The 26,601-nt window shown below is 41.3% G+C and carries 25 protein-coding genes; 11 read left to right on the top strand and 14 right to left on the bottom strand.

Annotation, left to right across the window (positions count from 1 at the left end; all coding sequences use genetic code 11):
- Positions 1 to 36 precede the first annotated feature (36 nt).
- Complete coding sequence (locus ACKI5B_RS06015; protein ID WP_407426822.1) at positions 37 to 1,260, top strand: 6-phosphofructokinase; 1,224 nt, start codon at positions 37 to 39, stop codon at positions 1,258 to 1,260.
- A gap of 173 nt (positions 1,261 to 1,433) precedes the next feature.
- On the opposite strand, the gene ACKI5B_RS06010 is transcribed toward ACKI5B_RS06015, so the two are convergent.
- Together ACKI5B_RS06010 and ACKI5B_RS06005 are read right to left on the bottom strand one after the other, a co-directional pair.
- Positions 1,434 to 3,110 carry a pectate lyase family protein gene (locus tag ACKI5B_RS06010; RefSeq protein ID WP_407426820.1) on the bottom strand — a complete coding sequence of 559 codons (1,677 nt, stop codon included), beginning with the start codon at positions 3,108 to 3,110 and terminating at the stop codon, positions 1,434 to 1,436.
- Positions 3,111 to 3,181: 71 nt separating this feature from the next.
- Positions 3,182 to 3,991 (bottom strand): class I SAM-dependent methyltransferase, encoded by an 810-nt coding sequence (locus tag ACKI5B_RS06005; protein WP_407426818.1) that lies wholly within the window; start codon positions 3,989 to 3,991, stop codon positions 3,182 to 3,184.
- A gap of 47 nt (positions 3,992 to 4,038) precedes the next feature.
- Between ACKI5B_RS06005 and ACKI5B_RS06000 the strand changes: the two genes are divergently transcribed.
- Complete coding sequence (locus ACKI5B_RS06000; protein ID WP_407426816.1) at positions 4,039 to 4,869, top strand: RluA family pseudouridine synthase; 831 nt, start codon at positions 4,039 to 4,041, stop codon at positions 4,867 to 4,869.
- Here ACKI5B_RS06000 and ACKI5B_RS05995 read toward each other — a convergent pair.
- The 5 genes from ACKI5B_RS05995 to ACKI5B_RS05975 all read right to left on the bottom strand — a co-directional run bounded on the left by ACKI5B_RS05995 (position 4,866) and on the right by ACKI5B_RS05975 (position 9,644).
- On the bottom strand, positions 4,866 to 6,347 hold the full coding sequence (locus ACKI5B_RS05995) for an NAD(P)H-hydrate dehydratase (protein WP_407426814.1): 1,482 nt from the start codon (positions 6,345 to 6,347) through the stop codon (positions 4,866 to 4,868). The genes ACKI5B_RS06000 and ACKI5B_RS05995 overlap by 4 nt on opposite strands.
- A gap of 39 nt (positions 6,348 to 6,386) precedes the next feature.
- The gene (locus tag ACKI5B_RS05990) at positions 6,387 to 7,199 is read right to left on the bottom strand and encodes an outer membrane lipoprotein-sorting protein (RefSeq protein WP_407426812.1); all 813 of its coding nucleotides are present in this window, start codon (positions 7,197 to 7,199) and stop codon (positions 6,387 to 6,389) included.
- Between the two features lie 119 nt (positions 7,200 to 7,318).
- Positions 7,319 to 8,335, bottom strand: a complete 1,017-nt coding sequence (locus ACKI5B_RS05985) for a tRNA-dihydrouridine synthase family protein (RefSeq protein WP_407426810.1) — start codon at positions 8,333 to 8,335, stop codon at positions 7,319 to 7,321.
- Positions 8,332 to 8,823, bottom strand: a complete 492-nt coding sequence (locus ACKI5B_RS05980; RefSeq protein WP_407426808.1) for a C-GCAxxG-C-C family protein — start codon at positions 8,821 to 8,823, stop codon at positions 8,332 to 8,334. Before ACKI5B_RS05980 ends, ACKI5B_RS05985 begins: the two co-directional genes overlap by 4 nt.
- Positions 8,820 to 9,644: a P-loop NTPase gene (locus ACKI5B_RS05975; protein WP_407426806.1), complete on the bottom strand. Its 825-nt coding sequence runs from the start codon at positions 9,642 to 9,644 to the stop codon at positions 8,820 to 8,822. The genes ACKI5B_RS05980 and ACKI5B_RS05975 overlap by 4 nt, the downstream gene beginning before the upstream one ends.
- A 70-nt stretch (positions 9,645 to 9,714) precedes the next feature.
- Here ACKI5B_RS05975 and ACKI5B_RS05970 point away from each other — a divergent pair, with 70 nt between their 5' ends.
- Complete coding sequence (locus ACKI5B_RS05970) at positions 9,715 to 10,761, top strand: Gfo/Idh/MocA family protein (protein ID WP_407426804.1); 1,047 nt, start codon at positions 9,715 to 9,717, stop codon at positions 10,759 to 10,761.
- 9 nt (positions 10,762 to 10,770) lie between these two features.
- A complete protein-coding gene (locus ACKI5B_RS05965) occupies positions 10,771 to 13,023 on the top strand; it encodes a radical SAM protein (RefSeq protein ID WP_407426802.1) in 2,253 nt (750 codons plus the stop codon).
- Here the strand turns inward: ACKI5B_RS05965 and rocF are convergent.
- Both rocF and ACKI5B_RS05955 read right to left on the bottom strand, forming a co-directional pair.
- Positions 13,020 to 13,928 (bottom strand): arginase, encoded by a 909-nt coding sequence (gene rocF, locus ACKI5B_RS05960; RefSeq protein WP_407426800.1) that lies wholly within the window; start codon positions 13,926 to 13,928, stop codon positions 13,020 to 13,022. The genes ACKI5B_RS05965 and rocF overlap by 4 nt on opposite strands.
- The gene (locus ACKI5B_RS05955) at positions 13,928 to 15,106 is read right to left on the bottom strand and encodes an NAD(P)-dependent malic enzyme (RefSeq protein WP_407426798.1); all 1,179 of its coding nucleotides are present in this window, start codon (positions 15,104 to 15,106) and stop codon (positions 13,928 to 13,930) included. Before ACKI5B_RS05955 ends, rocF begins: the two co-directional genes overlap by 1 nt.
- Positions 15,107 to 15,198: 92 nt before the next feature.
- Between ACKI5B_RS05955 and ACKI5B_RS05950 the strand changes: the two genes are divergently transcribed.
- On the top strand, positions 15,199 to 16,248 hold the full coding sequence (locus ACKI5B_RS05950; protein ID WP_407426796.1) for a hypothetical protein: 1,050 nt from the start codon (positions 15,199 to 15,201) through the stop codon (positions 16,246 to 16,248).
- Positions 16,249 to 16,317: 69 nt separating this feature from the next.
- Here the strand turns inward: ACKI5B_RS05950 and proC are convergent, their stop codons facing one another.
- Positions 16,318 to 17,106, bottom strand: a complete 789-nt coding sequence (proC, locus tag ACKI5B_RS05945) for a pyrroline-5-carboxylate reductase (protein ID WP_407426794.1) — start codon at positions 17,104 to 17,106, stop codon at positions 16,318 to 16,320.
- A 21-nt stretch (positions 17,107 to 17,127) separates the two neighbouring features.
- Positions 17,128 to 17,922: a glutamate 5-kinase gene (gene proB, locus ACKI5B_RS05940; protein ID WP_407426792.1), complete on the bottom strand. Its 795-nt coding sequence runs from the start codon at positions 17,920 to 17,922 to the stop codon at positions 17,128 to 17,130.
- A 68-nt stretch (positions 17,923 to 17,990) separates the two neighbouring features.
- On the opposite strand from proB, the gene ACKI5B_RS05935 reads away from it, so the two are divergent.
- From ACKI5B_RS05935 to ACKI5B_RS05910, 6 genes are read left to right on the top strand one after another with little or no spacing between them, the layout of a single operon-like run.
- Positions 17,991 to 18,872, top strand: a complete 882-nt coding sequence (locus ACKI5B_RS05935) for a hypothetical protein (protein WP_407426790.1) — start codon at positions 17,991 to 17,993, stop codon at positions 18,870 to 18,872.
- A complete protein-coding gene (gene miaB, locus ACKI5B_RS05930) occupies positions 18,873 to 20,258 on the top strand; it encodes a tRNA (N6-isopentenyl adenosine(37)-C2)-methylthiotransferase MiaB (RefSeq protein ID WP_407426788.1) in 1,386 nt (461 codons plus the stop codon).
- A 12-nt stretch (positions 20,259 to 20,270) separates the two neighbouring features.
- Positions 20,271 to 20,705, top strand: coding sequence for a LapA family protein (locus tag ACKI5B_RS05925; protein ID WP_407426786.1), 435 nt, complete (start codon positions 20,271 to 20,273; stop codon positions 20,703 to 20,705).
- Between the two features lie 6 nt (positions 20,706 to 20,711).
- Positions 20,712 to 21,332 (top strand): thiamine diphosphokinase, encoded by a 621-nt coding sequence (locus ACKI5B_RS05920; RefSeq protein WP_407426784.1) that lies wholly within the window; start codon positions 20,712 to 20,714, stop codon positions 21,330 to 21,332.
- Positions 21,333 to 21,369: 37 nt separating this feature from the next.
- Positions 21,370 to 23,133, top strand: a complete 1,764-nt coding sequence (gene ettA / locus ACKI5B_RS05915) for an energy-dependent translational throttle protein EttA (RefSeq protein WP_407426782.1) — start codon at positions 21,370 to 21,372, stop codon at positions 23,131 to 23,133.
- A gap of 1 nt (position 23,134) precedes the next feature.
- Positions 23,135 to 24,466, top strand: a complete 1,332-nt coding sequence (locus tag ACKI5B_RS05910) for a hypothetical protein (protein ID WP_407426780.1) — start codon at positions 23,135 to 23,137, stop codon at positions 24,464 to 24,466.
- Between the two features lie 25 nt (positions 24,467 to 24,491).
- Here ACKI5B_RS05910 and ACKI5B_RS05905 read toward each other — a convergent pair whose 3' ends face one another.
- From ACKI5B_RS05905 to ACKI5B_RS05895, 3 genes are all read right to left on the bottom strand, one after another.
- Entirely contained in the window at positions 24,492 to 24,773 is a 282-nt protein-coding gene (locus ACKI5B_RS05905) for a DUF2442 domain-containing protein (RefSeq protein ID WP_407426778.1), read from the bottom strand.
- 10 nt (positions 24,774 to 24,783) lie between these two features.
- Positions 24,784 to 25,044 (bottom strand): DUF4160 domain-containing protein, encoded by a 261-nt coding sequence (locus ACKI5B_RS05900; protein WP_407426776.1) that lies wholly within the window; start codon positions 25,042 to 25,044, stop codon positions 24,784 to 24,786.
- A gap of 125 nt (positions 25,045 to 25,169) precedes the next feature.
- The coding region (locus ACKI5B_RS05895; protein WP_407426774.1) for an Ig-like domain-containing protein at positions 25,170 to 26,601 on the bottom strand (1,432 nt) is incomplete at its 5' end.

Below are 26,601 nucleotides of genomic sequence, written 5' to 3'. Positions count from 1 at the left end.
ACAATTAAAGTATAATTTAATATTTGGGAGCTCACTATGAACGGAAATGTAATCGTCGGACAGTCTGGCGGTCCAACAGCAGTAATCAACTCTAGCCTTGCAGGTGTCTTTAAAACAGCCAAAGACCGCGGTGCAAAAAAAATCTACGGTATGTGCAACGGTATCAAGGGGCTTCTCGACGAAAAATACGTCGATTTAACAGAAAAACTTGATTCTACAATGGCAATCGACCTTCTTAAACGCACACCATCTTCTTATCTGGGATCTTGCCGCTTTAAGCTACCCGACCTTGAAAAAGACAAGGCAACATACGAAAAAATCTTTACAATTCTTAAAAAACTTGATGTTAAGTATTTCTTCTATATCGGTGGTAATGACTCAATGGACACCATCGATAAGCTTTCAAAATATGCAAAAAGCGTAAACAGCGACATTCATTTTATGGGTGTTCCAAAAACAATCGATAACGACCTTGCAATCACTGACCATACTCCTGGTTACGGCTCGGCAGCAAAATTCATCGCAGCAACCATGAAGGAAATTATCCGCGACGGTCATGTTTACGACTACCCTACCATTTCTATTGTAGAAATCATGGGCCGTAACGCAGGCTGGCTTACAGCAGCAGCGGCTATGGCAAAGTCAGATGACTGTGAAGGCGTTGACCTTATCTATCTTCCTGAAAAAGTATTTGATGTAAATCACTTCCTTAACAAAATCAAAGAGCTTTCAAAAGCAGGCAAATCAATCGTTGTGGCTGTTTCAGAAGGTATCCGGGTTGCAGACGGCCGCTTTGTATTCGAACTTGCAGAACATGTTGAATTCGTCGATGCTTTCGGTCACAAACAGATGAGCGGTACTGCAAAATTCCTTGCAAATAAAGTCACTGCCGAACTCGGCACAAAAGCCCGTGCAATCGAACTTTCAACATTACAGCGCTGTGCAGCCCACATGACAAGCCGTACAGACATTACAGAAGCCTACAATGTAGGCGGTGCTGCAGTTAAAGCCGCATTTGAAGGTGAAACAGGCAAAGTTGTTGTTCTTAAACGCATTTCTGATGATCCGTATATGTGCATCACCGAAACAGCAGATGTTTCTAAAATCGCAAATGTCGAAAAGAAAGTTCCAATGGAATGGATTACCGATGACGATTATGTCACACAGGATTTGATTCACTACATTCACCCGCTTATTCAGGCAGAACTTTCACCAATCATGGTTGACGGCCTTCCGCGCCACTTGAATCTAAGCCTGTAATCTGATTTTAGTTTCTATCAAAGCTTGAAACAGCCAGAAACGCACTTGCCATGGGCTTAACACAGGCACAGGCTGCTCAGCTTACTGGTCTTTCAGTCGAAGAAATCAAATCGATAAAACTTTGACAGAAAACAAAAAAGGGGCGAAAATGCCCCAATTTTGTTTAGAATAAGTTAGTAAACTGTTCCATTTACATCAACTGTTTCTGTATAACCTTGTTTATCAACACCGGCTGCAGACGGAATACTTGAAGTAAGAGAGCTTGTAGAATCTAGGGTATACGAATATTCAATTGTCCATGGTTTTGTTGAAGTCGAATGTATTGTCCATGCATTACTTGAAGTTGCACCAGTTTTTTCTACTGAGCTGTCAATTGCTGTATTACTGTCACTTAAAACCGGATAATTTCCGCTTGCATATATTTTAGAAAAGGTAGATGCAGTTGTACTTGTAGAACAGTCATAATATTTAACAATAGAACTGCTGCTTGTATGTGTTCCAAAATAGCAGTTTTCAACTATGTACTGTGAATTAATTCCTGGTCCAATACTGTACTGATAGATTCCATTATAATAATTGTTGTAAATATGTACCTGACAGCCACGGCTTCTAGGCATACGCTGAGTTGCAGAATGATAATAATTATGATGGAAAGTAATCTGTCTTTCGTCTGCTGGAGTATAAGTTTCTCCAGGAGCAAGCAATGTTACTTTATCGTGATTTGTAAACTCACAGTAAGAAACTGTAACGTACTTTCCACCCTTTATATCAAGAGAACCGTCATGATTGTAGTTACGTGTTAAGTCTTCACATGTTCCGTCAGAGAATTTACAGTGGTCAATCCATACATTCTTTGGGATATATGAATATGAACCGTTGCTGTCACCGCTTGCTTCAAGTACAAGTGCATCAATACTTGCTTTACTTGAAGAATAACCATCAGCTGTTGTGTCATATTCAGTTGAGCCGTGAGCATCCCAGAATTCAACGTTCTGAATAATTACATTTTCTCCTGCTTTTCCTGAGTTTCCGCTGCTGGCTTTAATCAAAAGTCCGCCGAACATCAGTTTTGCACCGTTAACACCGATAATTGCTTTGTTGGAACCAATTTCAAATGTAATATCACCATGAGAGCGTTTGTGCGTTGATTCATTAAATTCATCATAATAAGACTTATCATCGTCTGTAATTACACCGTCACCTAAATCAACACTTCCGCTTACGACAACAATTGCAGCTGTATTTGCAAGTGAAGAACTTGAAACACTTCCCGAAGCAATTGCATTTGTAAAAACCTGTCGCTTTGTGTATGTTCCATAAGAAGTCAAACTTCCGCTTCCAACTTTGTAACCGTCATCACCAATATAAATTATATTTGTTGTGTTCGGATAGCTCATACCGCTTCCGCTGTTTGCCCTGTCAGCCCAGCCGTTTGTAGTAACAGAAGCACCAGGTGTAACAATCAAATCAGCAGAAGAACTTGTTATCATAATTGACTTTGTTGCAGTTTTAGTTGTACTTTCGTAAGTACCTGTGAGGGTAACCGTAACAGTTTTTTCATCAGCTCCTGCCGTAAGTGTTACAGATGAGCCCGTAGTTGAAGAAAGTTCAGCTCCATCAGTTACGCTCCAGGTATATGTTACAGAAGGAGATCCAGTCGTATTTGCAGAAGCTGTAAGGGTCAAAGTATTTGATGGAAGAACTCTTGATTTTCCAGAAATTGAAACGCTGTTTAATGAAGTTGTTACTGTATTTTCTGAACCACCACTTTCACAGCCCCCCCCTACAAACGTATAGGCAAGAGCAGTTAATGCGAAAGCCAGTTTAGATAAATTTTTAGAAAATTTCATAAAATACCTCATGTAAAAATTCTTCCTGTTGATTGTAACGCAACAAATTAAAGCAATCAATTAATTTTGTGTTATTTTTCCAGTACATCTACAGTATGTGAACTTGCTCCTAAAAGTTCAGGCCTCTCACAGACTGCCAGCTGATAATCAATAAAATGCTTAAAACTTTCTTCATCAAGTGCATTCAGCTCACGCCGCATGTAATCAGCAGGTCCGTCTGGAGCAAAAATCTTTCTGCGTTTTAAGCCGGCTTTTTCGTTAAGCCGTTCAATATCTTCAAGCCGGGTATAGCAGTATAAATCATCGTTTATGTTTGTAATTGTATGAAAATCCTGTGTCAAAGTGCCTTTCTGCAGAACTTCTTTAATTTTTCCTTCACGGAAACAGTAGCCTAAAACTGCATATTCGTTCATAAGATAAGCAACCAGAATAAATCCGCCTTTTTTTGTAACCCGTTTTGCTTCATTAAGGGCAGAAAGTCTGTCTTCATCAGAATGAAGATGATACATCGGCCCGAAAAGCAGCGTAATATCAAAAGTTTCTTCAGTCAAAAAGTGCAGATTTCTGGCATCTCCCTGCCATGATTTCACATTTTCATGCTTGCCCCGTAAAATTTCCAGATTGTGTTCCACAAGTTCAACAGCAGTAACATCAAATCCTTCCCTAGAAAGAGCAACAGAATAACGTCCTGTTCCAGCCCCCACATCTAAAATTTTAATTTCAGAGTTCTGAAAATCAGCTGGTTCTTTCTGATTCCGGCGGACTAAATCAATGCAGTCATGAATATGCTTCATTGAAACGGTGAATTCTACAATTCCGTGCCGTGTTGTGAGTCTGTGGTCTTCTTTAAATTTATTGTAATATTTTTCAAGTGGTGTCATTTACCGCATTATAGCTGTTTTTACAGTTTTCCGGTATTATCTTTGCTATGAAAAGTATAGAAATTCTTTTTGAAGATGAACATATCTGCGTTATCAATAAACCTGCAGGGCTTTTGAGTGTACCAAGTCAGAGCAAAGATAAATCTGCCCTATCAATTCTTGAAGAAATCATGCGCAAAAAAGGAACTTATTCTCCAAAACACAGACCTTTTGCCGTTCACCGGCTTGACCGCGATACAAGCGGAGTAATGATGTTTGCACTAAGCGAACATGCCCAGAAAATTATTATGGATTCCTGGCATAAAATTGTAAGCGAACGGCTTTACCGTGCTGTGGCAGAAAATCCAAAAAATGTACATAAATTTCTGCCGAAGTCGGGTTTAATTGATGACAATCTGGCTTTTAATGCCAACAATATAGGATTTGTTCCACGAAAAGACGAAAATTCAACCGAAAGCGAAAAAATTTCAAAAACAGTTCCTGCACGCACTCACTATACAACAGTTTTCCGGGGAAAAACTCACTCGCTTTTTGAACTTTCCCTTGATACAGGCAAAAAAAATCAGATTCGTGCGCATCTTGCTTCAAAAGGCTACCCTCTTGCAGGTGACAAAAATTACCGTGCAAAGACAAATCCTTTTGACCGGCTTTGCCTGCATGCCAGAACGCTGGAATTTACTCATCCATTCGCGGATAAAAAAATGCGTTTTGAAGTTAAAGAACCGGCTGAATGGGAACTCTATGTTCAAAAAGGCGATTTTCAGAAAAATCATGAAAAATCAGCACATAAAAAAGAATCCCTTGCACTTGGCAAAAAACGCCTGAGCACAAAGGATAAAGCTCACATGAATTTTATTGAAATCGGAAAAAAGCGTTAAAGTTCACCTGTTGCAGCAATCAAATCATAAGGTGTCATTGCATAATCGCACTTGATTTTTCGTGAAGCAAGTGCGTGTGCAAGAGAAGCCGTAATTGCAGCATCGATGGATTTTCTGTGCTGGGCAAGAAGGCTTGCAATCATTCCGCTTAAAACATCTCCGCTTCCGGCTTTAGCAAGGCAGGGTCTTCCAAACGGATTTATGAACATTTTGTATTTAAAGCCGTCAAAATAGCCGATTACAGGGTTTGCTCCCTTTAAAAGAAGGAGTTTTTTAGGAAATTTCCGGCAGAATTTTTCAACAAGCTCCAGACGGCGGACAACAACTTCTTCAACTGAATAGTCACCTAAATCACAGTTTTTAAGAATTGCCTGAAATTCTTTTGGATGCGGAGTAAGAACCACTCCCTTTTCTTTTTTTTCAAGGAAAGATTTTAACCCGGCTGCATAACAGGAATCAGCATCGATAACGCATTTAATACTCTGATGTTCCAGTATGAAATCAAAATAAGTCTGCGAATATTCGTCATTTAAGCCCAGCCCCATTCCGAAAGCAATTGCATTTACTTTTTCAGGAAATTCAGAAGACGTCATAAGTTCTGCAGGAATTTGTGTAGTTTTTTTGTGCCCGTGTTTATAAACAAGTGTGACTAAGCCGGCTCCAAAGCGCAAAGCCGAAGAACCTGCAATACAGGCAGCTCCTGTTTTTTCACCTGAAGCAATTACTACATGCCCGAAAGACCCTTTATTAACATTGCAGAGAGTGCGGTTTGGCAAGACTAAATCTTTTTCTTCAAGAAGCATTCCAACCACTGTGCTGGAATTTGTTGAGTTTTCATAAAGGCGGCGGTTTAATCCAAGCTCAGCACATTTTATTTCACCGGCATAATCTTTTGCACAGTCACTGTAAAGGCAGGTTTTTAGCGCGCCCATAGTGACTGTTAAATCAGCAGCAAAAGCACCTTCGGCTACAGTTCCGTCTTCACGAAGACCGGTAGGAACATCACAGGAAATTTTAAAACATTCGCATAAATTCATATCATTTAATGAATCGCGTGTTTTTTCGTCTAAATCGCCATGGAATCCGCTGCCAAAAACACAGTCTACAATTATGTCTGAATAGCGTAAATCATAAAAGGATAAATCTTCGCGCTTTACAAAACGAACGCCGCACTTTTCTGCCCGTTCTGCCTGAATTTTGCATAAATCGCTTTTTGGCTCAAAAAACTGGATAATACTTACATCGTAATCAAAGCGGAGTCTTCTGGAAAGTGTATAGCCGTCTGCACCATTGTTACCGCCACCGCATATTATAAGAACTTTTTGTGGCTGCCGGCGGTCTTTGCTGATTGGACAGGGATTGCGGACGGCTGATTCTAATGCCATTGCCGCGTTTTCCATCATAACTTCTTCGCTTAATCCATAAGAAGCACGGCAAGAGGCATCAAGTTTATTTGTTTCTAAGTACAATTTTTGCATAAATCAAATTGTAAACGATAAACGAGAATCACGCAAAAATTATTTTTTTACTTTTGCAGCTTTTCCGGTAACAAGCCAGTTCTGTGTAAAATAACTTGAAGAAATTACATCATCAAAAACAAAATCTTTTACAGTGATAACAGTTTTTCGCCCTGTAACAAGATTTGAAACACAGCTTACCCGGCGCAGAGGATATTCGATTCCTGTAATGCCTTTTACCATGTCGATTTTGAGACATTCATAGGTTTTTATCATTTTATTTTTTGAATCATAGAACTCAATTCGGACAGGAATGTACGTCTTTTTATCAAAATATGAAATACGATACGCATATTCAACTTCACTTTTTTTGTATGGAACTGACTTCATTTTCCAGCAGGTAAATTCTGTACCGTTAACTGTAAGTTTTACAGTATCTTCAAGAATTGAATTATCATCTTCGTCTTCATTACGGATTGTCATGTCATTGTAGGTAAATTCTGTGCCGCCGAATGATTTTGTGCGTTCTGTCATCGGGATTCGGCGTGCCTGCCGGAGTTTCGGCATGTAAACCCAGCGGTCATCAGCTTTTTTAACTTTTTCCAGCTGAATAACACGCATACCTTTTACGCTTGCAGGAGAAAGAAAATCAAATGCTACATTTTTAAGGCCGTTATCGCCTCCGCCATACTGTTTAACTTCAAGAGTTTCTGATTTACCGTTTCTTTCGATATTTTCGAAAAGAAGAGTTGAATAGTTATAATCCGGAACCCTGTCCAAATCACAGAAAATTTTGGCTATTTCCTGAGCAGTTTGCGCAGAAATGCCAAAACCCAAAAGCAGGAGAGAGAAAATTACAAGAACTTTTTTCATAATTGCTCCTTAAAAATTGACATATTAGAGATTTTTTAAGAGAAATCTAAGATAATTCTAATATACATTTCAAAAAAATCAAGAAATAAAACGAAAAATTCGGGTATATATTCAGATTTTCAGCAGTTTTTTAACTTAAAAATTTTATCATCCGGGCACTTTTCAAAATATTCATGAAGCCGCTTACGGGCATCGTTATTGTCAGCGGAATTAAGCATCTGGCTCTGAAAATAATGGCCGAAACTGAAATTGAGACAGTAAAATGCAAAAAATCTCTGAAGACGGGTCTTCCAGAAAACTTCAGGCTGAAATTTTTCCACATCGTCAATAAAATCAAGTGCCAGCTGTTCTGCATCAAATAAGCCCTGCATCTCATTACAATTCGAGGTTTCAGCCGGAATAAGATTTTTCAGTTCTGCAAAAATCCACGGCTTTTGAGCGGCCGCCGTTGCAATCATTATCCCCTGTGTGTGCGGTGCAGTTTTTTGTGCAGTCTCAAAGCTTACACTGTCTTTTACGTCTCCATTTAAAACTACAGGAATTTCCGGAAAACGGAGTGCAAGATTTTCGACTGCCTGCCAGTTTGAAGGACGGGAATGTTTTTGTTTTTGAGTGCGGGCATGGAGCGTAATCATCTGAACGCCTTCTTCGATTAACATGGCACAGAAATTGTGAAGTTTTTCTTCCGTGTAGGATTCATCGCCAAGCCGGAGTTTTACAGAAAGCCTTTTTGCCTTAAAGCCGTCTTTTGCTGCATTTTCCAGTGCTGATTTAACTTTACGAACCATGTCACAAGTTTCAGAAAGAGGCTTTGTCATCCATGCAATTCCGGCACCGGTTTTTGCAATCTGGGGAGCCGAACAGCCCATGTTCAAATCGATTCCGATTCCGTTTTTTTCTGCAAGAATACGTGCGGCTTCTGCCATTTTACTGCCGTTTTTGTCGGTAAGCTGCCAGACAAGTTTTTGAGGTTCAGGTCCTTCAAAAAGGTAAAATTTTTCCCACGGGCCGTCATTAAGCAGAGAAGAGGCGTTTATCATTTCGTTAAAATATTCGTCGCACCCGCCAAATCGGCCGACAAGATTCCTGAAAGCCTGGTGAGTAATTGCATCCATTGGAGCAAGAAGAAGTTTCATTTTAACTCACCGTCCAGATAACGCTGAAATATTTCTGCCGCAATTCCGCAGAGTTCTGCGCAAGGGCGTTTTTTGTAATATTCTTCAGTGCGTGCTTCTGAAACAGCAATATCGCACTGTTTTGGCTCAAGACCCAAAAGTTCACGGCATACGATTGAACCGTTAATTTTGCGGAATTCTTCGGCCAGGCGCTGTCCTGCTGCGTAAGTTTCGTCTTTCTGGGATTTTTCGCCGCCAAAGCCGTTAATTTTTTCGCCTTTTTCTGATTTCTGAGCATTCAGCATACCCAGACAGAAAAGCATTCCGCTTACAGTACCGCAGACTTCACGCATACGGCACATTCCGCCGCCGAAAGGCTGCACAAAAGAGCCGAGCATTTCTTTAGAAAAGCCGAATTGTTCTGCAAATACAGAGACCACTGACTGAGTGCAGTTCATTCCTGATTTAAAATTTGCCGTTGCCTGCTCGCGGGCCTGTTCACCTGTCATACATTTCCTTTGATTGCTGCGACAGCTGCGTCTAAGAATTCTGCGTCCAGGCGTTCAACATCACCTTCATCAATTGCTTTGGAAATATCTTCGCTCATAGGAATCCGCGCCAAAACAGGAATTCCATAATCTTTTGCAATTCCGTTGATGTTGCTTTCTCCAAAGACTTTGATTTCCCGCTGACAGTCAGGGCATTTTACATAGCTCATATTTTCGACAAGGCCAATGATTGGAACTTTCATCATTTCGGCCATTTTTACGGCTTTTTCAACAATAACCCGGACAAGCTGCTGAGGAGTTGAAACTACGATAATTCCATCTACAGGGAGCGACTGAAAAACAGTAAGCGGAACATCTCCGGTTCCTGGAGGCATATCGACAAACATAAAATCAACATCTTTCCATTCGACATCTGTCCAGAACTGTTTTACAGCACCAGCAATTACCGGTCCGCGCCACAAAACAGGGTCAGTTTCTTTTTCGAGAAGAAAATTCATGCTCATTAACTGAATGCCTGATTCAGTTTTTACAGGATAGATTGTGCCTGTTTTGTCGCCCATTGCTTTCTGATCTGCGACGCCGAAACTTGTCGGAATTGAAGGACCTGTAATATCAGCATCCAGAACGGCAGATTTAAAGCCAACCTTTTTCATTTTTGAAGCAAGCAATGCCGTAACAAGCGATTTTCCGACTCCGCCTTTTCCTGAAACGACTCCAATTACTTTTTTAACACAGCTCCCTTTACGAAGCGTTGCCCGCATATCTTTAGAGTTACAGCTCGAACCACAGGTTGAGCAGTCGTGTGTACATCCTTCTGCCATACTAATAATACCTCACATTAAAGATAATTAAAATCTAGCACAAAATCAAACCCTTTCTTATAATTAGCTTATGAACAAAAATCGTTACATTGCCGCAATTGTCGGTACAGGCCGGATTGGCTTTTCACTCGGATTTGACAAAAAGCGTGAACAGCCTGCAAGTCACACAATGGCTCTTCTCAAAAATAAAAGAATCAGCTTAATTGCTGCAGCCGACTTAAATTCAGAAAATCTTGAAAACTGGCTGAAGTTCGTTAAAAAACATCATTCCAAAAATGACTTTACACTCACTTTCCAGAACAGCAGCGAACTTTACGAAAATGTAACCTGTCTCGATATAATCACTGTGGCAGTAAACGAAGAACACCATCTTGAAGAATGTTTAAAGGCAATTGAATACAAACCTCGTCTGGTGATTCTTGAAAAACCTGTTGCACTCAACTCAGAAGAAGCCGAAAAAATCCGCGCAAAAGCAGAAGAATGCGGAGTTTCAGTAATGGTAAACCACGAACGGCGTTTTGCCAGGGATTATCTTTGGGCCAGAAAAATGCTTTCTGAAATCGGAGAAATTCAGTCTGTAACAGCAGAACTTGATTCAGGTCTGCGCATTTACGGAAAAGAATTCGAAAAAGACGGAACATACTCGCTTTTACACGACGGAACTCATTTAGTTGACATAGTGCAGTTTCTGTTCGGATGCACATTAAAAGGCGCAGAAGTAACCGGAATTCACAAAGACGAAAAAGGCATTGTACGCAATTTTTCAGCACATTATTCTGAAGTCAGCTCTCAGTCCGGTACAATTCCTGAAATCACAATCAAAATGAGCGGACGCAGCAAATTCTTTGAATTCAGAATCGAAATTACAGGCACACTCGGAAAAATTGTCATCGGAAACGGAATTGCAGAATTCTACAGACGCGAAGAATCCAAACTTTATACAGGCTTTTACTCGCTCACAAAGCAGAAAATAAAACTTCCAAAAAAAACCGGCTACTTTTCGCTCATGATTCAAAACGCAGTGGATTTTCTGGACGGAGAAAGCGAGCTTGTTTCACCTCTTGAAGATGCAATTGCCGACTTACGCACACTTGAAGAAATAAAAGCCCATTTTTAAGGAAAAATAATGTCAAAAAATAAAATGAACGTCTTAATTCTCCAGCCGCCGGTAGCCCAGCTCAACACAGCTTATCCGAGCGGCGCATATCTTTCCGCATTTTTTAAGTCTCTCGGACATGAAACGACCTGGCTCGATTTAAATATTGCACTTTTTTACGAAATTTTCTCACGCCCTGGCCTTACAAAACTTTTTTTACTCTGTTCCGAAAATGCACTGTCACTTGCAGACAAAGCCGAAAAAAAAGGAGACGAAGCAACTGCGTTCAACTTAAGACGTTATGTTTCCCAGAAAAACCTGTGGATTCAATGGATTGATTTTATTACAGCAATTCTGCGTCCGGGCTCCCGCGAAAATCTTTCTTCCGGCTTTGAAAATGCACACCGCTTTGTATTCGGTGCACATGTTCCGCGCGGTGCCAGAATGGAGCAGTATCTTTCAAATTTGAACCATGACCTTACAACAGACGATGCGCGCTCCCTTGCAAGCTATGCCCTTGCAGATTTAGCGGATTTCATAACAATTGCGTTCGACAAAAATTTTTCCCTCGTCCGTTACGCAGAAAGCCTCACTGTAAGCGAATCCAGTTTTGCCGAAGTAGCAAAAGGTGCTGACAACCCGGTTCTCAAAGAATTTTACGAGCCATTGCTGAAAAAGCAGTCATTCAACATTGGACAGAAGACCTTAGTCCTCATTTCAATTCCGTTTGCAGGCACCTTTGCCGCAGCCCTCGCGACCGGCCGGTTTTTTAAGCAGAATTTCGGCAATAAAGTCTACGTTTCTTTCGGCGGAGGCTTTGTAAACACGGAACTGCGCGACACAGAAGAAAAATCCCTTTTTCACTACTGCGATGCCATCAGCTATGACCGGGGATATGCCTCTTATTATCAATTCATAATGCGTAATTCTGAATGCGGAATTAATGAGGGGAAAGCCTTCCCCTGCGCGTCCACTTCGTCGGCCGCTACCCCTTCTGCAGGGGATACCCCCGCAACGCCCCCTATTTTCAAGCTGCGGCAGTTTACAAGACTATCGGACGGTAGTATTTCTGTCGTTGAGCCGCTCTTAGACGATAATTCGGACGAATACAAACGAGCAATAGCCTACGAAAAAGAAGTTACTTCTACTTTAATTCCTGACTTTTCTGACATTGATTTTTCTCAATACCCGCGCCTGATTGACGATACAAACCCGATGCACAGGCTCTGGTCTGACGGAGCATGGATTAAAGCTTATATGGCTCACGGCTGCTACTGGCACAAATGCGCTTTCTGTGATGTAACGCTCGATTACATTAAAGGCTACTGCCCTACAAATGTCAAAAAACTGTACGAAGGTCTGCTGGCACAGTGCAAGGCAAAAGGCATGTTAGGCATTCACTTTGTAGACGAAGCAATGCCGCCCGCATTGATGATTGCCTTTGCCCGCGAAAATATCGCTCATGGCTCGCCGATTACATGGTGGGGAAACGTCCGTTTTGAAAAATCATTTACACGCGACGTTGCAGATTTTCTTGCTTACGGAGGCTTAATCGGAGTTTCGGCAGGACTTGAATCTGCCACAGGTAACGGACTTAACGCAATTCACAAAGGCACGGACCTTGAATCAATCGTCGGTGCCTGCTGTGCTTTTAAAGAAGCCGGTATTCTCGTTCACGCATACATGATTTACGGCTACTGGTGGGAAAAAGAGCAGGATTTAATCAATTCAATGGAAACTCTCCGCCAGTTTTACGCAAACGGCCTTTTAGATTCATGTTTCTGGCACAAATTCGTCCTTACCCGTCACAGCCGTGTTTACAGCGAATGGAAAGAAGGCAAAATCGAAGGCTTAAAGCCAATCGATCCGCAGGAAAAACAGAACGCGCCGCTTTTTGCAAAAAACGGACTTCACTTTGAAGGCGAAAAACGTTCCGAAAAATACGGAGCTTTCCTCGATTATTCACTGAATCAGTGGATGCACGGCGAAGATTTAGAAAAACCAGTTTACAAATGGTTTGATTTTCAGGTTGCCCGGCCTACAGTTCCGCGTGATTTTATCGAAAAACTGATTACAAAATACGAAAATAAACGCGATGCCGTTTTTAAAAACAACGAACTGACAGCAAAAGCAGATTCATCAAAAAAAATCTGGCTCGGCGGGGAAAAAATCCCGCTTCCGAACGACAGAACCGGCTGGTTTTACATGGGAGAATTCTACACAGCCAAAAAAAATGCCCCGGATTCAGAATTCCGGGGTAAAGGCTTGTGTATTCTTCCCTAGTAAATTGTTTCTCCTAAAAGCCGTGCGACTAAATCGACTGCAAAAGCTGCCGTCTGATTGCGCACATCTAAAACTGGATTTACTTCGACAATTTCGGCAGAACGCACAAGGCCGCAGCCAGCCATTTCTTCCATTAAAAGAAGGGCTTCGCGGTTTGTCATGCCGGCCGGAAGCTGATAACCGGTTCCCGGTGCGTACATTGGATCAAGACAGTCCATGTCAAAGCTTACATGAATTGCATCAACCCGCTTTCTGAAAAAGCGCAGAATCTGCTTTACGACTTCGCAAATTCCGAGCCTGTCGATGTCGCTCATTGTGTAGGCAGTAACTCCCGCTTCCTTCATTAAAACACGCTCTTCCGGGTCGATTGAACGCAGACCTACATAGCAGAGATTTTTAGGGTCTAGTTTTCTTCCCTCAAAATACAAATTCGTAAGTTCCGGAAGACCGTAGCCGCAGTTTGCAGACATGCACTCACCGTGAATGTTTCCGGAAGGGCTTGTTTCTGCCGTGTTAAAATCTCCGTGGGCATCTACATAAAGAACACCAAGTTTAAGACCTTTTTTCTGATAGGCCGCACTCAATCCTGCAACACTTCCAAGCGCAATGGAGTGGTCCCCGCCCAAAATGAGCGGAAAACCGTCACTCAAAACAGCTTTTTCGACTTCGCTAGCTAGCTGATTATTTGCCTGAACTATTGCTTTGAGATATTTCGCCTTTGGATTTCCGATTTCTTCGTATTCCTGCGGCGAAATCTGCATTGGTGAAAAATAGCGTTCCGTGTGGTGTCCAAGGCTTTCAAGCCGCTGTTTGATTCCGGCAAGACGGATTGCAGAAGGCCCCATATCAGAACCATGCCGGCTTGCACCGAAATCAATCGGCATTTCAAGAATATGAATATTCATTATATTCTTGCCAGTCCTGCTTTTTTTGCTTCGTCAGCGACTGCTTTTGCAACGGTTTTTGCAACACGTTCATCAAAAGCGCCTGGAATAATCATGTCAGGACCGAGTTCGCTTTCTGAAACCAGGGAAGCAAGACCACGGCTGGCAGCGATTTTCATTTCTTCAGTGATTTTGCTTGCACGACAGTCGAGCGCACCACGGAAAAGACCCGGGAAAGCAAGGATATTGTTAATCTGGTTTGGATAGTCAGAACGGCCAGTTCCGATGATGTAAGCACCGGCAGCCTTTGCCTTTTCGTAAGTGATTTCAGGTTCAGGATTTGCCATGGCAAAAACGATTGATTTTGGAGCCATAGATTTTACCATTTCTTCTGTAACGAGATTTGGTGCTGAAACTCCGACGAAAATATCTGCACCGACCATCGCTTCTTTCATTGTCATACGGCGGTTGTCAGGGTTTGTAATTTCTGTGAGTTCTTTTGTTAAAAAGTCGTATTTGTCGTAGTCTTCTCTAATAACAATTCCGTTGATGTTGAAGCCGTAAATTTTTCCGATACCGAGTTTGTGAAGCATACGGATAATTGATGAACCTGCCGCTCCTGTTCCAGAAACTACGAGAGTACAGTCTTCCGGCTTTTTGCCTGCAACTTTGAGAGCGTTAATGATTGCAGCAGTTACAACGATTGCAGTTCCGTGCTGGTCATCGTGGAAAACAGGAATGTCGAGCTCCTTAATGAGAGTGCGTTCAATTTCTACGCAGCGTGGTGCGGAAATGTCTTCAAGGTTGATTCCGCCGAAAGTTGGTGCAATCTGCTTACAGAATTTAATGATTTCCTGAGGATCTTTTGTGTCGATGCAGAGAGGAACTGCGTCAACTCCAGCAAATTTCTTGAAGAGAACGCATTTTCCTTCCATAACAGGTAAGCCCGCTGCAGGTCCAATGTCACCAAGACCGAGAACTGCTGTTCCGTCAGAAACAACGGCGATAGTGTTTCCTTTCCATGTGTATTTGTATACATCATCTGGATTTTTATGAATCTGGCGGCAAGGTTCTGCAACGCCCGGAGTATATGCGACAGAGAGGTCGTCGCGTGTTTCAAGGGGCATTTTTAATTCAGTAGAGATTTTGCCCTGCCATTCACCATGTTTTTCCAATGCTTTTTCGTAAATTGTACTCATATTGGTCATTATATTACAAAATCTATTCTTGATAAATGGTCAAAATAGTGTATAATGGAAATGCTATTGCTTTTTAAAATAAGGAGTAAAAGATGCAATATTTGGATAAACTAAAGAAAGAACGCTCAATTGACCGCGTTATTTTCCTTGCAGGCATGGTTCTTGCTTTTATTGGTTTTATTGTTCCAACTGTTTATGTAAAACAGATTGTTACAGAAGCAGATTTAACAGTTTTACCAGAAGCACAGGTTTCAGAAGCATCAGAGACTGAAGCTGCTGCCGAATCAGAAGAACTTATCGAATCTGTAGAATCAGCTGATGAAGAATCTGCAGAAGCAGAGGAAGTTGAAGAATCTGTAGAATCAGACGAAGCTGTTGCAGAAGAATACGAATATGAAGACGATGCAGAATATAAGGTCGTTCATATTGCTTCAAGAAAAGAAATCGTTTTCGATTACAAAAAGAAGTATAAAAAAGATGAATATGGTAAAGATGTATTAGACAGCGATGGAAATCCAGAGTTCACATACATTCTTAACAAAAATGGTGAAAAAATTAAAGAAAAAATCATTTCTTACAACCATGTTCTTGTTGATGCACAGGTAGACGAAGAAGGCGAATATATCCTTGATGACAACGGCAATATGAAGTTAAGCTACAATGTTTACTTCGATAAAGACGGAAAACGCCTGCCGGATGATCAGGTTATCCGCATCAAAGAAGCTGATTTAGAAAAAGAATACAAAACAGAAACAAATGTATTCAATCTTTTTGGAGCTGCTAAAGTATTCAATCAGAACGGTCTTGGAAGCTACTACAACGATTACGACTACGTAAACGAAGTAAACGGAACAGCTTACAACGCAACTTTCCTTGTTGTAATCTGGCTCTGTACTATTGCTGGTATCGTTCTTTTCTTCCTTACAAAGACAATCATCGGTGATGTTCTTGTTTCATTGATTGCACTTGCTTTTGGAATTGCTTCTGTAATTGCAGTTTCAGTTACCTTAAATGTTACTCCAATTGTTGGTTACTTCTCAGTTGGTGGTTATATGGTAATCGTAGGAATTGCTCTTGCAATTGCCGGTACAGTTCTTGGTGCTGCTCATATTCAGCATCCTGATCAGGTAAAATCTAACTAAGCATAAAACAGTCAAAAAAATCCCGCTCATTAAGTAAACGAGCGGGATTTTTTTATTTTTAAAGCAGAATTATTTTCCTAATGCAATTGAACGGTCGCACGCAGCCGTTACTGCTTCGATTACGGCATTACGGAAATTGTTTTTTTCTAATGCTGCAACACCTTCAATTGTAGTTCCTGCAGGAGAACATACCATGTCTTTAAGAACTGCAGGGTGTGTTCCGCTCTGTAAAACCATTCCGGCCGAACCGTAAACAGTCTGAGCAGCATAAGTATATGCCTGGCTTCGTGGCATTCCGCAACGGACAGCGGCATCAGCAAGGGCTTCGATAAACATAAATACGAATGCCGGCCCTGAACCGCTTACAGCTGTAACGCAATCCATAAGTTTTTCAGAAACTTCTTCGACCTTACCGGCTGCACTCAAAATCTCTTTTACAGCGTTAAATTCTTCGGCAGAAACTGACTCACTTTTTGTAACGGCTGTCATAGCCTGACCAATCTGAGCACATACATTCGGCATCATGCGTACAAAGCGCGCTTTCGGAGCAAAATTCTGTAATTTTTCGATTTTAACTCCTGCTGCCATTGAAATAATGACTGAATCAGCAGAAATTGAATCTTTGATTTCTGCAAAAACATCACCCAGAAACTGCGGCTTTACAGCAAGGAAAATGTATTTTGAAGAAAGCACATCTTTATTGCTGTTTACAAAGGAACAGCCGTTTTCTGAAGCAAATTTTTTGCCCATTTCGGTGTTTTTGTCAGTTACTTTGATTTGTGAAACATCAAATTTTTTACAGACGGCACGCATAATAGCTCCGCCCATTGCGCCGGTTCCAATACAGGAAATTGTCATAATATACTCCAAAAAGAAAATTTATTCTGCAAGAAAGAGAGTGCCTTTCGCCGATCCGTCAGACAGTTTATCAAGGATATTTTCTTCACCGCCGTTGGCTAAAATCATTGGAATGCCGTAGTGAGTGCTTTTTTCTGCGGCCTGGATTTTTGTTTCGATTCCGCCGGTTCCGAAAGCATTTGTTCCGCCGATAGTGATTTTTTTACGCAGGTCTTCGATTGAAGAAACCTGTTCGATAAGCTCAGCTTTAGGGTTTGTTTTAGGATTATCAGTAAAAATGCCTTCGATATCGCTGAAAAGGATTAAAAGGTCAGCACTCCACAAAATTGCGGTGATTGCGCTCAAATTGTCGTTATCACCGATTGCAAATTCGTCAGTTGATACTGAATCGTTTTCGTTAATGATTGGAACGACACCTTCATCGACAAGAGTAAAAAGAGTATTACGGATATTGAGTGAACGGTGATTATCTTCAAAATCTTCTTTTGTAAACAGAAGCTGACCGATGTGAAGTTCCTGCTCGGCAAAAGCCTTACGCCACTGAGCCATAAGCTCTACCTGACCGATTGCACACAGTGCCTGACGAAAATGAACGTCCTTTTTGCGGGCCCATTCTTTAAGGGTAGAAACGCCAGAAACCTGAGCTCCCGAAGAAACTACCACAATCTGCTTGCCTTTTGCAATTAAGTTTTTGCACTGACGGGCAAACGAAGCCATAAATTCTGTGTTCTGGGTACCGTCAGCTTTTGCAAGGGTATTTGAACCGATTTTGATTACTATTTTTCGTGAATTTTCCAATACTTCTGAAATTTTCATGATTATCCTTATTTATAATTATATTATAGAATTTTCCTTATTTTTATGCTATCTTTTTTTACAATCTAATGAAACCAAGAATTTACGACAACAAGCCTCTAAAATCATTCAATCCTCTTACCGCTTATGCCGGCGTTCTTTTTGGACCGCCAAGTTTTATTACAAACTTTAAGTGTTTCGCAACAATTCTCAAAGAATTTTTCTTTTTGCAGTATTTTGAGAAATGGCACATTCTTCATATTCCGGTCGTTCATGTGGACCATCCTCTCGACAAAAAAATTCCTTTCACACCGTCAAAAGTCACTGTATATCTTGATTTTATTAATCTTTGGGTACGTCCACTTGCCATGCTGGTTAAAAAATTCGGATTCTGGCACGCAAGCCGTCTTACTAAAAAATGGATGCTAAGTTTCCGAAAGCTTTATCAATGCTGCGGAAAGATTTACCATTTCCGACTTACCACCACCGACCGGCCGAATTACAAAGAAATGCGCGAATTCAGACAGATTCATGCGCTAGATCCGCATTTTTTATGCGTTCCAAGCCTGCATGTTTCAACAGTTTTTCTTGCGTGGGGCTTTTACAGAAAAATTTTTGGAGAAGAAGCTTTTACCGAAACAGAAAAACAGAACTGGGAAAGAGAACTTTATTCCGGTGCTCTAGAAATAACTGAAACTGTTTTATACGTAAAACAGCATTCAGTTAACTGTATTCCTGCAGCTCTTTATCTTGCAACAGCAAATTTTCCGGAGCTGGTTTCTGTTGAAGATGCACGGAAGTTCATTTCAGAAATGTTCTGCACCCCCGAAGGTTTCAGCTATGAAGCAGCTTTTCAGGTAAGGGAACACATTCGAACTACTTACGAAAAATACATCGAAGAGTGCGCAAAATCACAGAACTGGTACGAACCTGTACATGAATTTCTTGTTAATTATGAGAGGAAAGACTAAATGACATATTTTTTTGAAACATACGGATGCGAAATGAACATAGCAGAAAGTGCCAGCGTTGAACAGCTTATGATTTCACGCGGATGGAACAAGGCAGAACACCCGGAAGAAGCAAACATCGTTGTAATCAACACATGCTCAGTACGAGGCAGTGCCGAACAGCGCATTTTGGGCCGCTTAGGATATTTTGAAGGAGTTAAAAATATCCGTCTTGGTGATATACCTTCAAAAATCCGTCTCGAAGACATGAAATATGCCGCAGAATTCTACAAAAAAAACGGAAAAATTCCTCTCACTCTTATAGTCATGGGCTGTATGGCTCAAAGAATGCTTGACGACCTTAAGACTCAATATCCGGTTGTTGATTATGTTGTCGGCACATTCGGAAAATACAAATTCGGCGAAATTATTCAGGCTGTCGAAAACGGAAACAAACCATTTAAAATCAAAGACGAAGAAACTTACACTTTTGCTTCAAATTCTTACGAACAGGGTGCTTTCTCAACCTTTGTGCCGATTATGCATGGCTGCAACAATTTCTGCACTTACTGTATCGTACCATACGTCCGCGGGCGCGAAGTAAGCCGGCGTGTCGATCAAATCTTAGCTGAAATTGACTTCCTTTCAAAGGCAAATGTTAAAGAAATCACACTTCTCGGACAGAACGTAAATGCCTATAAAGGCGAAGACGGGACAAACTTTCCTCAGTTACTCGATAAAATCTGCCGTCATATAGACGAAACAGAGTCTTCAATTAAGTGGATTCGCTTTGAATCAAGCAATCCGAACGACTTTTCTGACGAGCTGATTGAAGTTATCAAAAACAATCCGCATGTATGCCGGGGTTTCCACATTGCAGCTCAGCACGGAAACAACGAAATCTTAAAACGCATGAACCGCAGAAACACACGCGAAGAATTTATACAGCTTGCAGAAAAACTGCGTAAAAATCTTCCTGGCGTTCAGCTTATAACAGACTTAATGGTAGGCTTCCCGGGCGAAACAGAAGAACAGTTCCATGATATCCTTTCTCTCATGGAAGAAGTTAAATTCGAATCAAGCTTCATGTATTTCTACAATCCGCGCGAAGGAACTCCTGCTGCAAAATATGAAAATCAGATTCCTGTTGAAGAAAAAAAGGCCCGCCTTCAGAAAGTAATCGATTTGCAGTCAAAACACACAACTGAAGTCATGCAAAAACGAATCGGAGAGACAATCGAAGTATTATGCGATATAGTTTCACGTAATGACGAAACAGAACTTTTAGGCAAAACCGAACAGAACGAACGCGTAGCTTTCAAAGCCGACAAAAAATTAATCGGCTCTTTCGTAAAAGTTAAAATCGAAAGTCTGCAGGGCAACACATTTAGAGGCGAAATTATATAAAAGGAGCGCAATATGCCAGTAAAACTTATCGGAACAATCATTTTACTTATTCTCGTTACGATTTTTGCGGGAGTAAATCTGGACAACAAATGCGACATCACGTTCATTTTCTATACTTTTAAGGATGTTCCTGTTTTCATGACGGTAATTATCTCATTTGTTATCGGTGTAATTCTGATGATTCCATTTACATTTGGCCGGACAAAAAAGAAAGCTCAACAGCCCCAGCAGACTCAACCGGTACAAAATCAGCAGCCAAAAGAAGAATCAAAAACACTTTTCGACTTTAAAATCAAACGCGACGCAACTGCTGCTGAAAATAAAGAAAAAACAAAAAAAGAAAATAAAAATTTGTTCGGATTCAAAAAAAATAACGAAAAAAGCGTCGAAAAATCTTCTGACGGCACCTCAAACTCAGATGACTCTTCAACAGGCGCACCTGTTTAAAATCCAATGCAGCGTTGTATCATCATCGGGGCCGCCCCAGTCAAAAATTACAAAAAAATCCGCTCTTTTTTGCACAAAGATGATTTTATCATTACGTGCGACGGCGGATTAAATCATCTTAAAAAGCTAAAAGTCAAACCAGATTTAATTGTTGGTGATTTTGATTCACATAAAAACCCTCATCTTCCGGCAGAAACAATCGTGCTTCCACGCGAAAAAGATGATACAGACTCTGTTTTTGCTCTTAAGACAGCTCTTTCACGGGGATTCAGCGATTTTCTGTTTATTGGAATGACAGGAGCACGCTTTGACCATTCACTGGCAAATCTCTCGCTCCTGCTCACCTGCCGGAAAGCCCATGCACATGCAGTTCTGCTCGATGATTTTTCTGAAATGCAGATTGCCGGAAGCGATGAAATCAAAGTCAAAGACAATTATTCATATTTTTCACTTCTCTGTATCACAGGTCCTGCCAGAAAAATTACAATAAAAGATGCAAAATATCCCCTGAACAACGCAGATTTTCTTCCTGAATCTCAATACGGAATAAGCAATGAAGTTCCAAAAGGAAAAACAGCCAGAATCACTGTATCTGAAGGTGAACTTCTGCTCGTAAAGGTCTGGTAACCTAGAAATCTGGAGTTTTTTCTGCTATAATTTGTCTATGGCTAAGACATTTGACGATAAAAAAATCATTTACACGATGGATCGCGTTTCCCGCGCGTATGGCACAAAAGTTGTTTTAAAAGACATTTCTATTTCGTATTACTACGGAGCAAAAATCGGCGTTATCGGTGAAAACGGTGCCGGTAAATCTTCGCTTTTTAAGATTTTTGCAGGAATTGATAAAGATTACACTGGCGAAACCAAGCTTCTTCCGGGCTATTCAATGGGCTATCTTGAGCAGGAGCCGTATCTTGAACCGGGAAAAACCGTTCTCGAAGTCGTAAAAGAGGGCGTTAAGCCAATCACTGATTTGCTCGCAGAATTCGACAAAGTAAACGAAGCATTTGGTGACCCGGATGCTGATTTTGACAAACTCTGCGCACGTCAGGCAGAAATTCAGGAAAAACTCGATGCTGCAGACGCATGGAACCTCGACGCAAACCTTGAGCTTGCAATGGATGCACTCCGCTGTCCTCCGGGAGACCAGGTTGTTGACGTTCTTTCTGGTGGTGAACGCCGCCGAGTTGCTCTCTGCCGTCTTCTCTTGCAGAAGCCGGACATTCTTCTTCTAGACGAACCTACGAACCACCTCGATGCTGAGACAGTTGCCTGGCTTGAGCGTCATTTGAAAGATTATCCGGGCACAATCATCGCAATCACTCACGACCGCTACTTCCTCGACAATGTAGCCGGCTGGATTCTGGAAATGGACCGCGGTGAAGGTTATCCTTTCAAGGGAAATTATTCAGAATGGCTTGAAGCAAAGGAAAAACGCCTTGCATTGGAAGAAAAACAGGCTTCAACCCGCCGCCGTGAAATGCAGGAAGAACTGGAATGGATTCACGCAGGTGCAAAAGGAAGACAGGCAAAGCACAAGGAGCACATCACAAAATACGAAGCATTGCTTGCAGAAGAAAGCAAGCGGGTTCAGCTTAAAGACACACAGATTAGTATTCCTGCAGGCCCTCGCCTCGGAAGCTTCGTAATCGATGCAGAAAAGCTTACAAAATCATTTGACGACAAGCTTCTGTTTGAAAATCTCGACTTCCACATTCCGGCAGGAAGCGTTGTTGGAATCGTAGGTCCGAACGGTGCAGGTAAAACAACACTTTTCAAGATGATTGCAAGTGCAGCCGGTCAGGAGATTGAACTTCCGGACGGAAAAATGGGCAAAGAAAATCCTGATTCAGGAAGCATTAAAGTCGGCGACACTGTAAAACTTGTTTACGTTGACCAGATGCGAAGCAAGCTCGACCCGAACAAAACGATTTACGAAATGCTTTCAGGCGGAGCTGACATGGTCAAGCTCGGTGCAGTTGACGAAAAAGGCCGCCCTGTAAACGGTGCTGTCCGCGAAATTAACGCACACGCTTACTGTTCATGGTTCAACTTTAACTCTGCCGAGCAGAACAAAAAAATCAGCGTTCTTTCCGGTGGTGAAAAGAACCGCCTCAACATGGGCATGATGTTCAAAGAGGCAGGAAACGTTCTTCTTCTCGACGAACCTACAAACGACCTCGACATCACCACGACACGAAGTCTTGAAGAAGCAATCAACAGCTTTGCAGGCGTTGTAATGGTAATCAGCCACGACCGCTACTTCCTCGACCGAATCTGTACGCACATTCTCGCATTCGAAAACAATTCAGAAGTTCACTTCGTAGAAGGCAGCTGGAGCGATTACGTTGAATGGAGAAAGAATGTTCTTGGAATCGACGATGACGTACCGCATAAGACAGTTTATCGTAAGCTGACAAGATAAAATGAAATATACTGTTTTTCCGCTCGGAATAATTCTATTTGTTTTTTCATCGTGTGCAAGTTCTTCTTCTGGTTTATCAAAAAGCAGCAGCACTCCACCAGAAAATTCATACTCAGAGTTTTTCGGTCTTGTTGATTATGACAACATGCACACTGACGGCTCATACAACCAGGCAGATTATTCCCGGAACGGAAAAACATACACTTACACTGCAGAAGATATTTCGGGAAACGCTCTTGCATCAAAAATCTCACTGCTTTCAAAAGGCGACACTCTGATTCTTGACGGCTCAAAGGGCGTTTTCAATTTAAAAACAACAAAATTCAGCAAAAGCAATATTACTATAAAAGGTATCAACAATGCAGTTCTGGATTTTTCATCAACCAGTACTTATTCAAAAAAGCAGATTGATGCTGCAATAGAAGGAGTCCGTGCTCAGTCAAAAGCCGGAAACGGTCATTATTTAAAGACTTACAATTCTGAAATGGCAAAAAATCTTGGAAACGGATACGGTCTTTATATGACTGGAAATCACAACATTATTCAGGATATTGTGATTCAAAATGCCAGTGACAACGGACTGATTATTGCAACCGGGGGAAACTACAACATAATCCGAAATGTTGAAGCCCGTTTTTGCGGGGATGCAGGAATTCAACTCAATGGTTCAAGCACAGCACCTGTTGACTGTCCGGAAGAATACACAAAAGACGGTCCACATCACAATAAATTTTTTGACTGTTACAGCCACAACAACTGCGATTCATGGAATTTAGGCGAAAATGCTGACGGTTTTGCTGTAAAAGCCGGAGCAGGAGACTTCAACTATTTTGAAAACTGCCGGGCTGAATACAATTCTGATGACGGCTGGGACTGCTACCGAGTTCGTGGAAGCGTAACCTGGGTTAACTGCGAAGCAAATTACAACGGACTTTGCCAAACGACGGGCGACAATTGGGCGGAATATAGCAACGGAAACGGATTCAAAGTCGGTGGCGGAGCTACAAAAGGTAAATTCAATGGCAAAATCATAAATTCTCCTTCACTTCACAGGCACGCTCAATATCTGAAAGGCTGTTCCGCCACTGGAAACAGGGGGAACAGCGGTGTAGGCTTTGACCGGAATAATCAGCATGGCTCTGTGTATCTTGTAGATTGCTTTGCTACCGACAATCATGCCACCCTTTTACGCGACAATTCTTCGTCATACAGACACGATGATTATGCATTCGGCTCTTATGGAAATAAATGCTATGTTTTACGCTGTTTTACAGGGCTTTCTTCTGATACCGTAAATGGAAACTATGAAGGCGATAAAATTTCTGTAAAGTAGATTAAGACCTTTGCAAAATATAGATTTATGCAATATTTAACAGAGGATCTTTCACTTTAGCGCCTTTTTCATAAATCACATACGGGTCTATATCTATGCAATTATATTTATCATAAGTTCCATCCAAGGTCCATGCGAGAGTGCCATTCAAAACAGTGCAGTTATTTTTATAAAAACTTTCATCCTTCAAACACTCAAAAATACCTTTGCCGACAAGATGAGAAACATCATATTCTTTTATAGCACCATCCACAAAATAGACAACAACTTTGTATGCATCTTGAGGAATAACCTGTACGACTTCCATAACATTCCTCCTATTTTAAAGGATCAATTTTTTGTGGAAGCTGCATATTTTTTGCCTTATCCCAGTTGTCTTTAAGCTCTTCTTTATGCATTTCACTCCACGCCAAAACAAGTTTCAGTTTATTTGAGGGAAGAGAACCTTTTAAAACACAACTATTTTCGATTTCAACCAATGCTTCGTTTCCATTATATTTTGCATGAAAATGTGGAGGCATATGGTCATCAAAGTACAAACAAATTTCTATTCCGGCAAATTCACTTACTATAGGCATATCAATCCCTCTTATTTCCATTATACAATAATTTTTTATTTTCTGCACATAAAAAAACGGGAGCTTCCCGTTAAGGAAGCCCCCGTGTGAGTACCAGATTAAAAATCTATCTGGCTAGATTTTTATTAGTAAGCCACTGTTACACCATGGAGATAGTGACCGCCTGTACCTGCACTGTATGTGAAGGTAAGTGTGTCAGCCTCTCCTGAATATGTAAAGTCTGTTGCATCTCCACAGGCAGATGTAGCAGCCAGTGCTTCTTTTGTTTCAATAACAGTACCTTCTGAATTAGTCAGTGTGATTGTTGCTGACTTATCATACTGACAGCGCAGTAATGAAATTGTTCCGGCTCCTGCAACCTTAAGAACGATTGTGTTACCGTCTTTCATTACAAGACCATGACTGCCATTATCACTGTTTGCCGTTACTGTAAGAAGTCCGTCATCTGATGAATAAGGAGTACCTACACCACCTGTAAGTGTATAAGTAGTTGTAGTCTCGCTTGGAGTAAACTTAACGCCATGAAGATAGTGACCGCCTGTACCTGCACTGTAAGTGAATGTAAGGGTATCAGCCTCGCCTGAATATGTAAAGTCTGTTGCATCTCCGCAGGCATCTGTTGCAGCCAGAGCTTCTTTTGTTTCAATAACACTACCTTCTGAATTAGTCAGTGTAATCGTTGCTGACTTATCATACTGACAGCGCAGTAATGAAATTGTTCCGGCTCCTGCAACCTTAAGAACGATTGTGTTACCGTCTTTCATTACAAGACCATGACTGCCATTATCACTGTTTGCCGTTACTGTTAAGAATCCGTCATCAGAACTGTATGGAGTTCCAACTCCGCCTGTGAGCGTATAAGAATATGTGTAACCGTAAATCGGGCTGTTTGCGTCAGCACTGACTTTTACGGATTTCTCACCATAAACAGAGCTTGTTGCAACACTTGTTGCAGTAATTGTAACAGTACCAGCTGCAATGCCGGTTACAACACCGTCAGAATCAACAGTTGCAATGCTTGTATCGCTTGATGACCATGTGACTGATGTGTCTGTTGAAAGGTATGCTGCTGTGACAGTAGCAGAAAGTTCAACAGTTTCGTCTACGACAACCGTACTAGAACCGGTTACAGTAACAGCAGAAACGCTGTCAGTTTCATCATCAAGGGCACTTACTACAAGATTGTTGATATAAGTAGAAGCCGCGCTGAATTTAAGGGTAAGCGTTGTAGCTTCAGTTCCGGTGTAAATAAATCCTTCTGAAGTTTTATCAGTAGCAGTTTTTGTAGAAACAGCATTTACAATTGTATTTCCGTTTGCATCTGTAACAGTAACAGTACCATTTGAATAAGTTGAACCAGTCCATGTAACGACACTTGCACCTGCAACATAAACTGTGATTACAGATTCTGAGCCGGCAGTCTTATTTGTTACAACGCCGTAGCTCGATGAACCTGAGTGCCACAGAAGATTTTTCCAAGTAACATAGCCATCGTCAGAAGTACCATCGGTAAGAGCTGTGTTCTGTGTATAAGAAGCAGCTCCTGTAGCAGTTTCT

Source organism: Treponema sp., from assembly GCF_045657965.1.
GTDB lineage: Bacteria > Spirochaetota > Spirochaetia > Treponematales > Treponemataceae > Treponema_D.
Note: the sequence above shows the minus strand (reverse complement) of the source record. Positions and strands in the feature narration are given on the sequence as shown.

Bases quoted from the DNA above. Each gene is read 5' to 3' on its own strand.
- rocF (WP_407426800.1), bottom strand. From the start codon at position 13,928: ATGAATATTCATATTCTTGAAATGCCGATTGATTTCGGTGCAAGCCGG.
- miaB (WP_407426788.1), top strand. From the start codon at position 18,873: ATGACATATTTTTTTGAAACATACGGATGCGAAATGAACATAGCAGAA.
- ACKI5B_RS05965 (WP_407426802.1), top strand. From the start codon at position 10,771: ATGTCAAAAAATAAAATGAACGTCTTAATTCTCCAGCCGCCGGTAGCC.
- ACKI5B_RS06010 (WP_407426820.1), bottom strand. From the start codon at position 3,110: ATGAAATTTTCTAAAAATTTATCTAAACTGGCTTTCGCATTAACTGCT.
- ACKI5B_RS05905 (WP_407426778.1), bottom strand. From the start codon at position 24,773: ATGGAAGTCGTACAGGTTATTCCTCAAGATGCATACAAAGTTGTTGTC.
- ACKI5B_RS05980 (WP_407426808.1), bottom strand. From the start codon at position 8,823: ATGACAGGTGAACAGGCCCGCGAGCAGGCAACGGCAAATTTTAAATCA.
- ACKI5B_RS06005 (WP_407426818.1), bottom strand. From the start codon at position 3,991: ATGACACCACTTGAAAAATATTACAATAAATTTAAAGAAGACCACAGA.
- ACKI5B_RS05950 (WP_407426796.1), top strand. From the start codon at position 15,199: ATGCAATATTTGGATAAACTAAAGAAAGAACGCTCAATTGACCGCGTT.
- ACKI5B_RS05900 (WP_407426776.1), bottom strand. From the start codon at position 25,044: ATGCCTATAGTAAGTGAATTTGCCGGAATAGAAATTTGTTTGTACTTT.
- ACKI5B_RS06000 (WP_407426816.1), top strand. From the start codon at position 4,039: ATGAAAAGTATAGAAATTCTTTTTGAAGATGAACATATCTGCGTTATC.
- ACKI5B_RS05955 (WP_407426798.1), bottom strand. From the start codon at position 15,106: ATGAGTACAATTTACGAAAAAGCATTGGAAAAACATGGTGAATGGCAG.
- ACKI5B_RS05925 (WP_407426786.1), top strand. From the start codon at position 20,271: ATGCCAGTAAAACTTATCGGAACAATCATTTTACTTATTCTCGTTACG.
- ACKI5B_RS05910 (WP_407426780.1), top strand. From the start codon at position 23,135: ATGAAATATACTGTTTTTCCGCTCGGAATAATTCTATTTGTTTTTTCA.
- ACKI5B_RS05975 (WP_407426806.1), bottom strand. From the start codon at position 9,644: ATGGCAGAAGGATGTACACACGACTGCTCAACCTGTGGTTCGAGCTGT.
- proB (WP_407426792.1), bottom strand. From the start codon at position 17,922: ATGAAAATTTCAGAAGTATTGGAAAATTCACGAAAAATAGTAATCAAA.
- ACKI5B_RS05920 (WP_407426784.1), top strand. From the start codon at position 20,712: ATGCAGCGTTGTATCATCATCGGGGCCGCCCCAGTCAAAAATTACAAA.
- proC (WP_407426794.1), bottom strand. From the start codon at position 17,106: ATGACAATTTCCTGTATTGGAACCGGCGCAATGGGCGGAGCTATTATG.
- ACKI5B_RS05935 (WP_407426790.1), top strand. From the start codon at position 17,991: ATGAAACCAAGAATTTACGACAACAAGCCTCTAAAATCATTCAATCCT.
- ACKI5B_RS05990 (WP_407426812.1), bottom strand. From the start codon at position 7,199: ATGAAAAAAGTTCTTGTAATTTTCTCTCTCCTGCTTTTGGGTTTTGGC.
- ACKI5B_RS05995 (WP_407426814.1), bottom strand. From the start codon at position 6,347: ATGCAAAAATTGTACTTAGAAACAAATAAACTTGATGCCTCTTGCCGT.
- ACKI5B_RS05970 (WP_407426804.1), top strand. From the start codon at position 9,715: ATGAACAAAAATCGTTACATTGCCGCAATTGTCGGTACAGGCCGGATT.
- ettA (WP_407426782.1), top strand. From the start codon at position 21,370: ATGGCTAAGACATTTGACGATAAAAAAATCATTTACACGATGGATCGC.
- ACKI5B_RS06015 (WP_407426822.1), top strand. From the start codon at position 37: ATGAACGGAAATGTAATCGTCGGACAGTCTGGCGGTCCAACAGCAGTA.
- ACKI5B_RS05985 (WP_407426810.1), bottom strand. From the start codon at position 8,335: ATGAAACTTCTTCTTGCTCCAATGGATGCAATTACTCACCAGGCTTTC.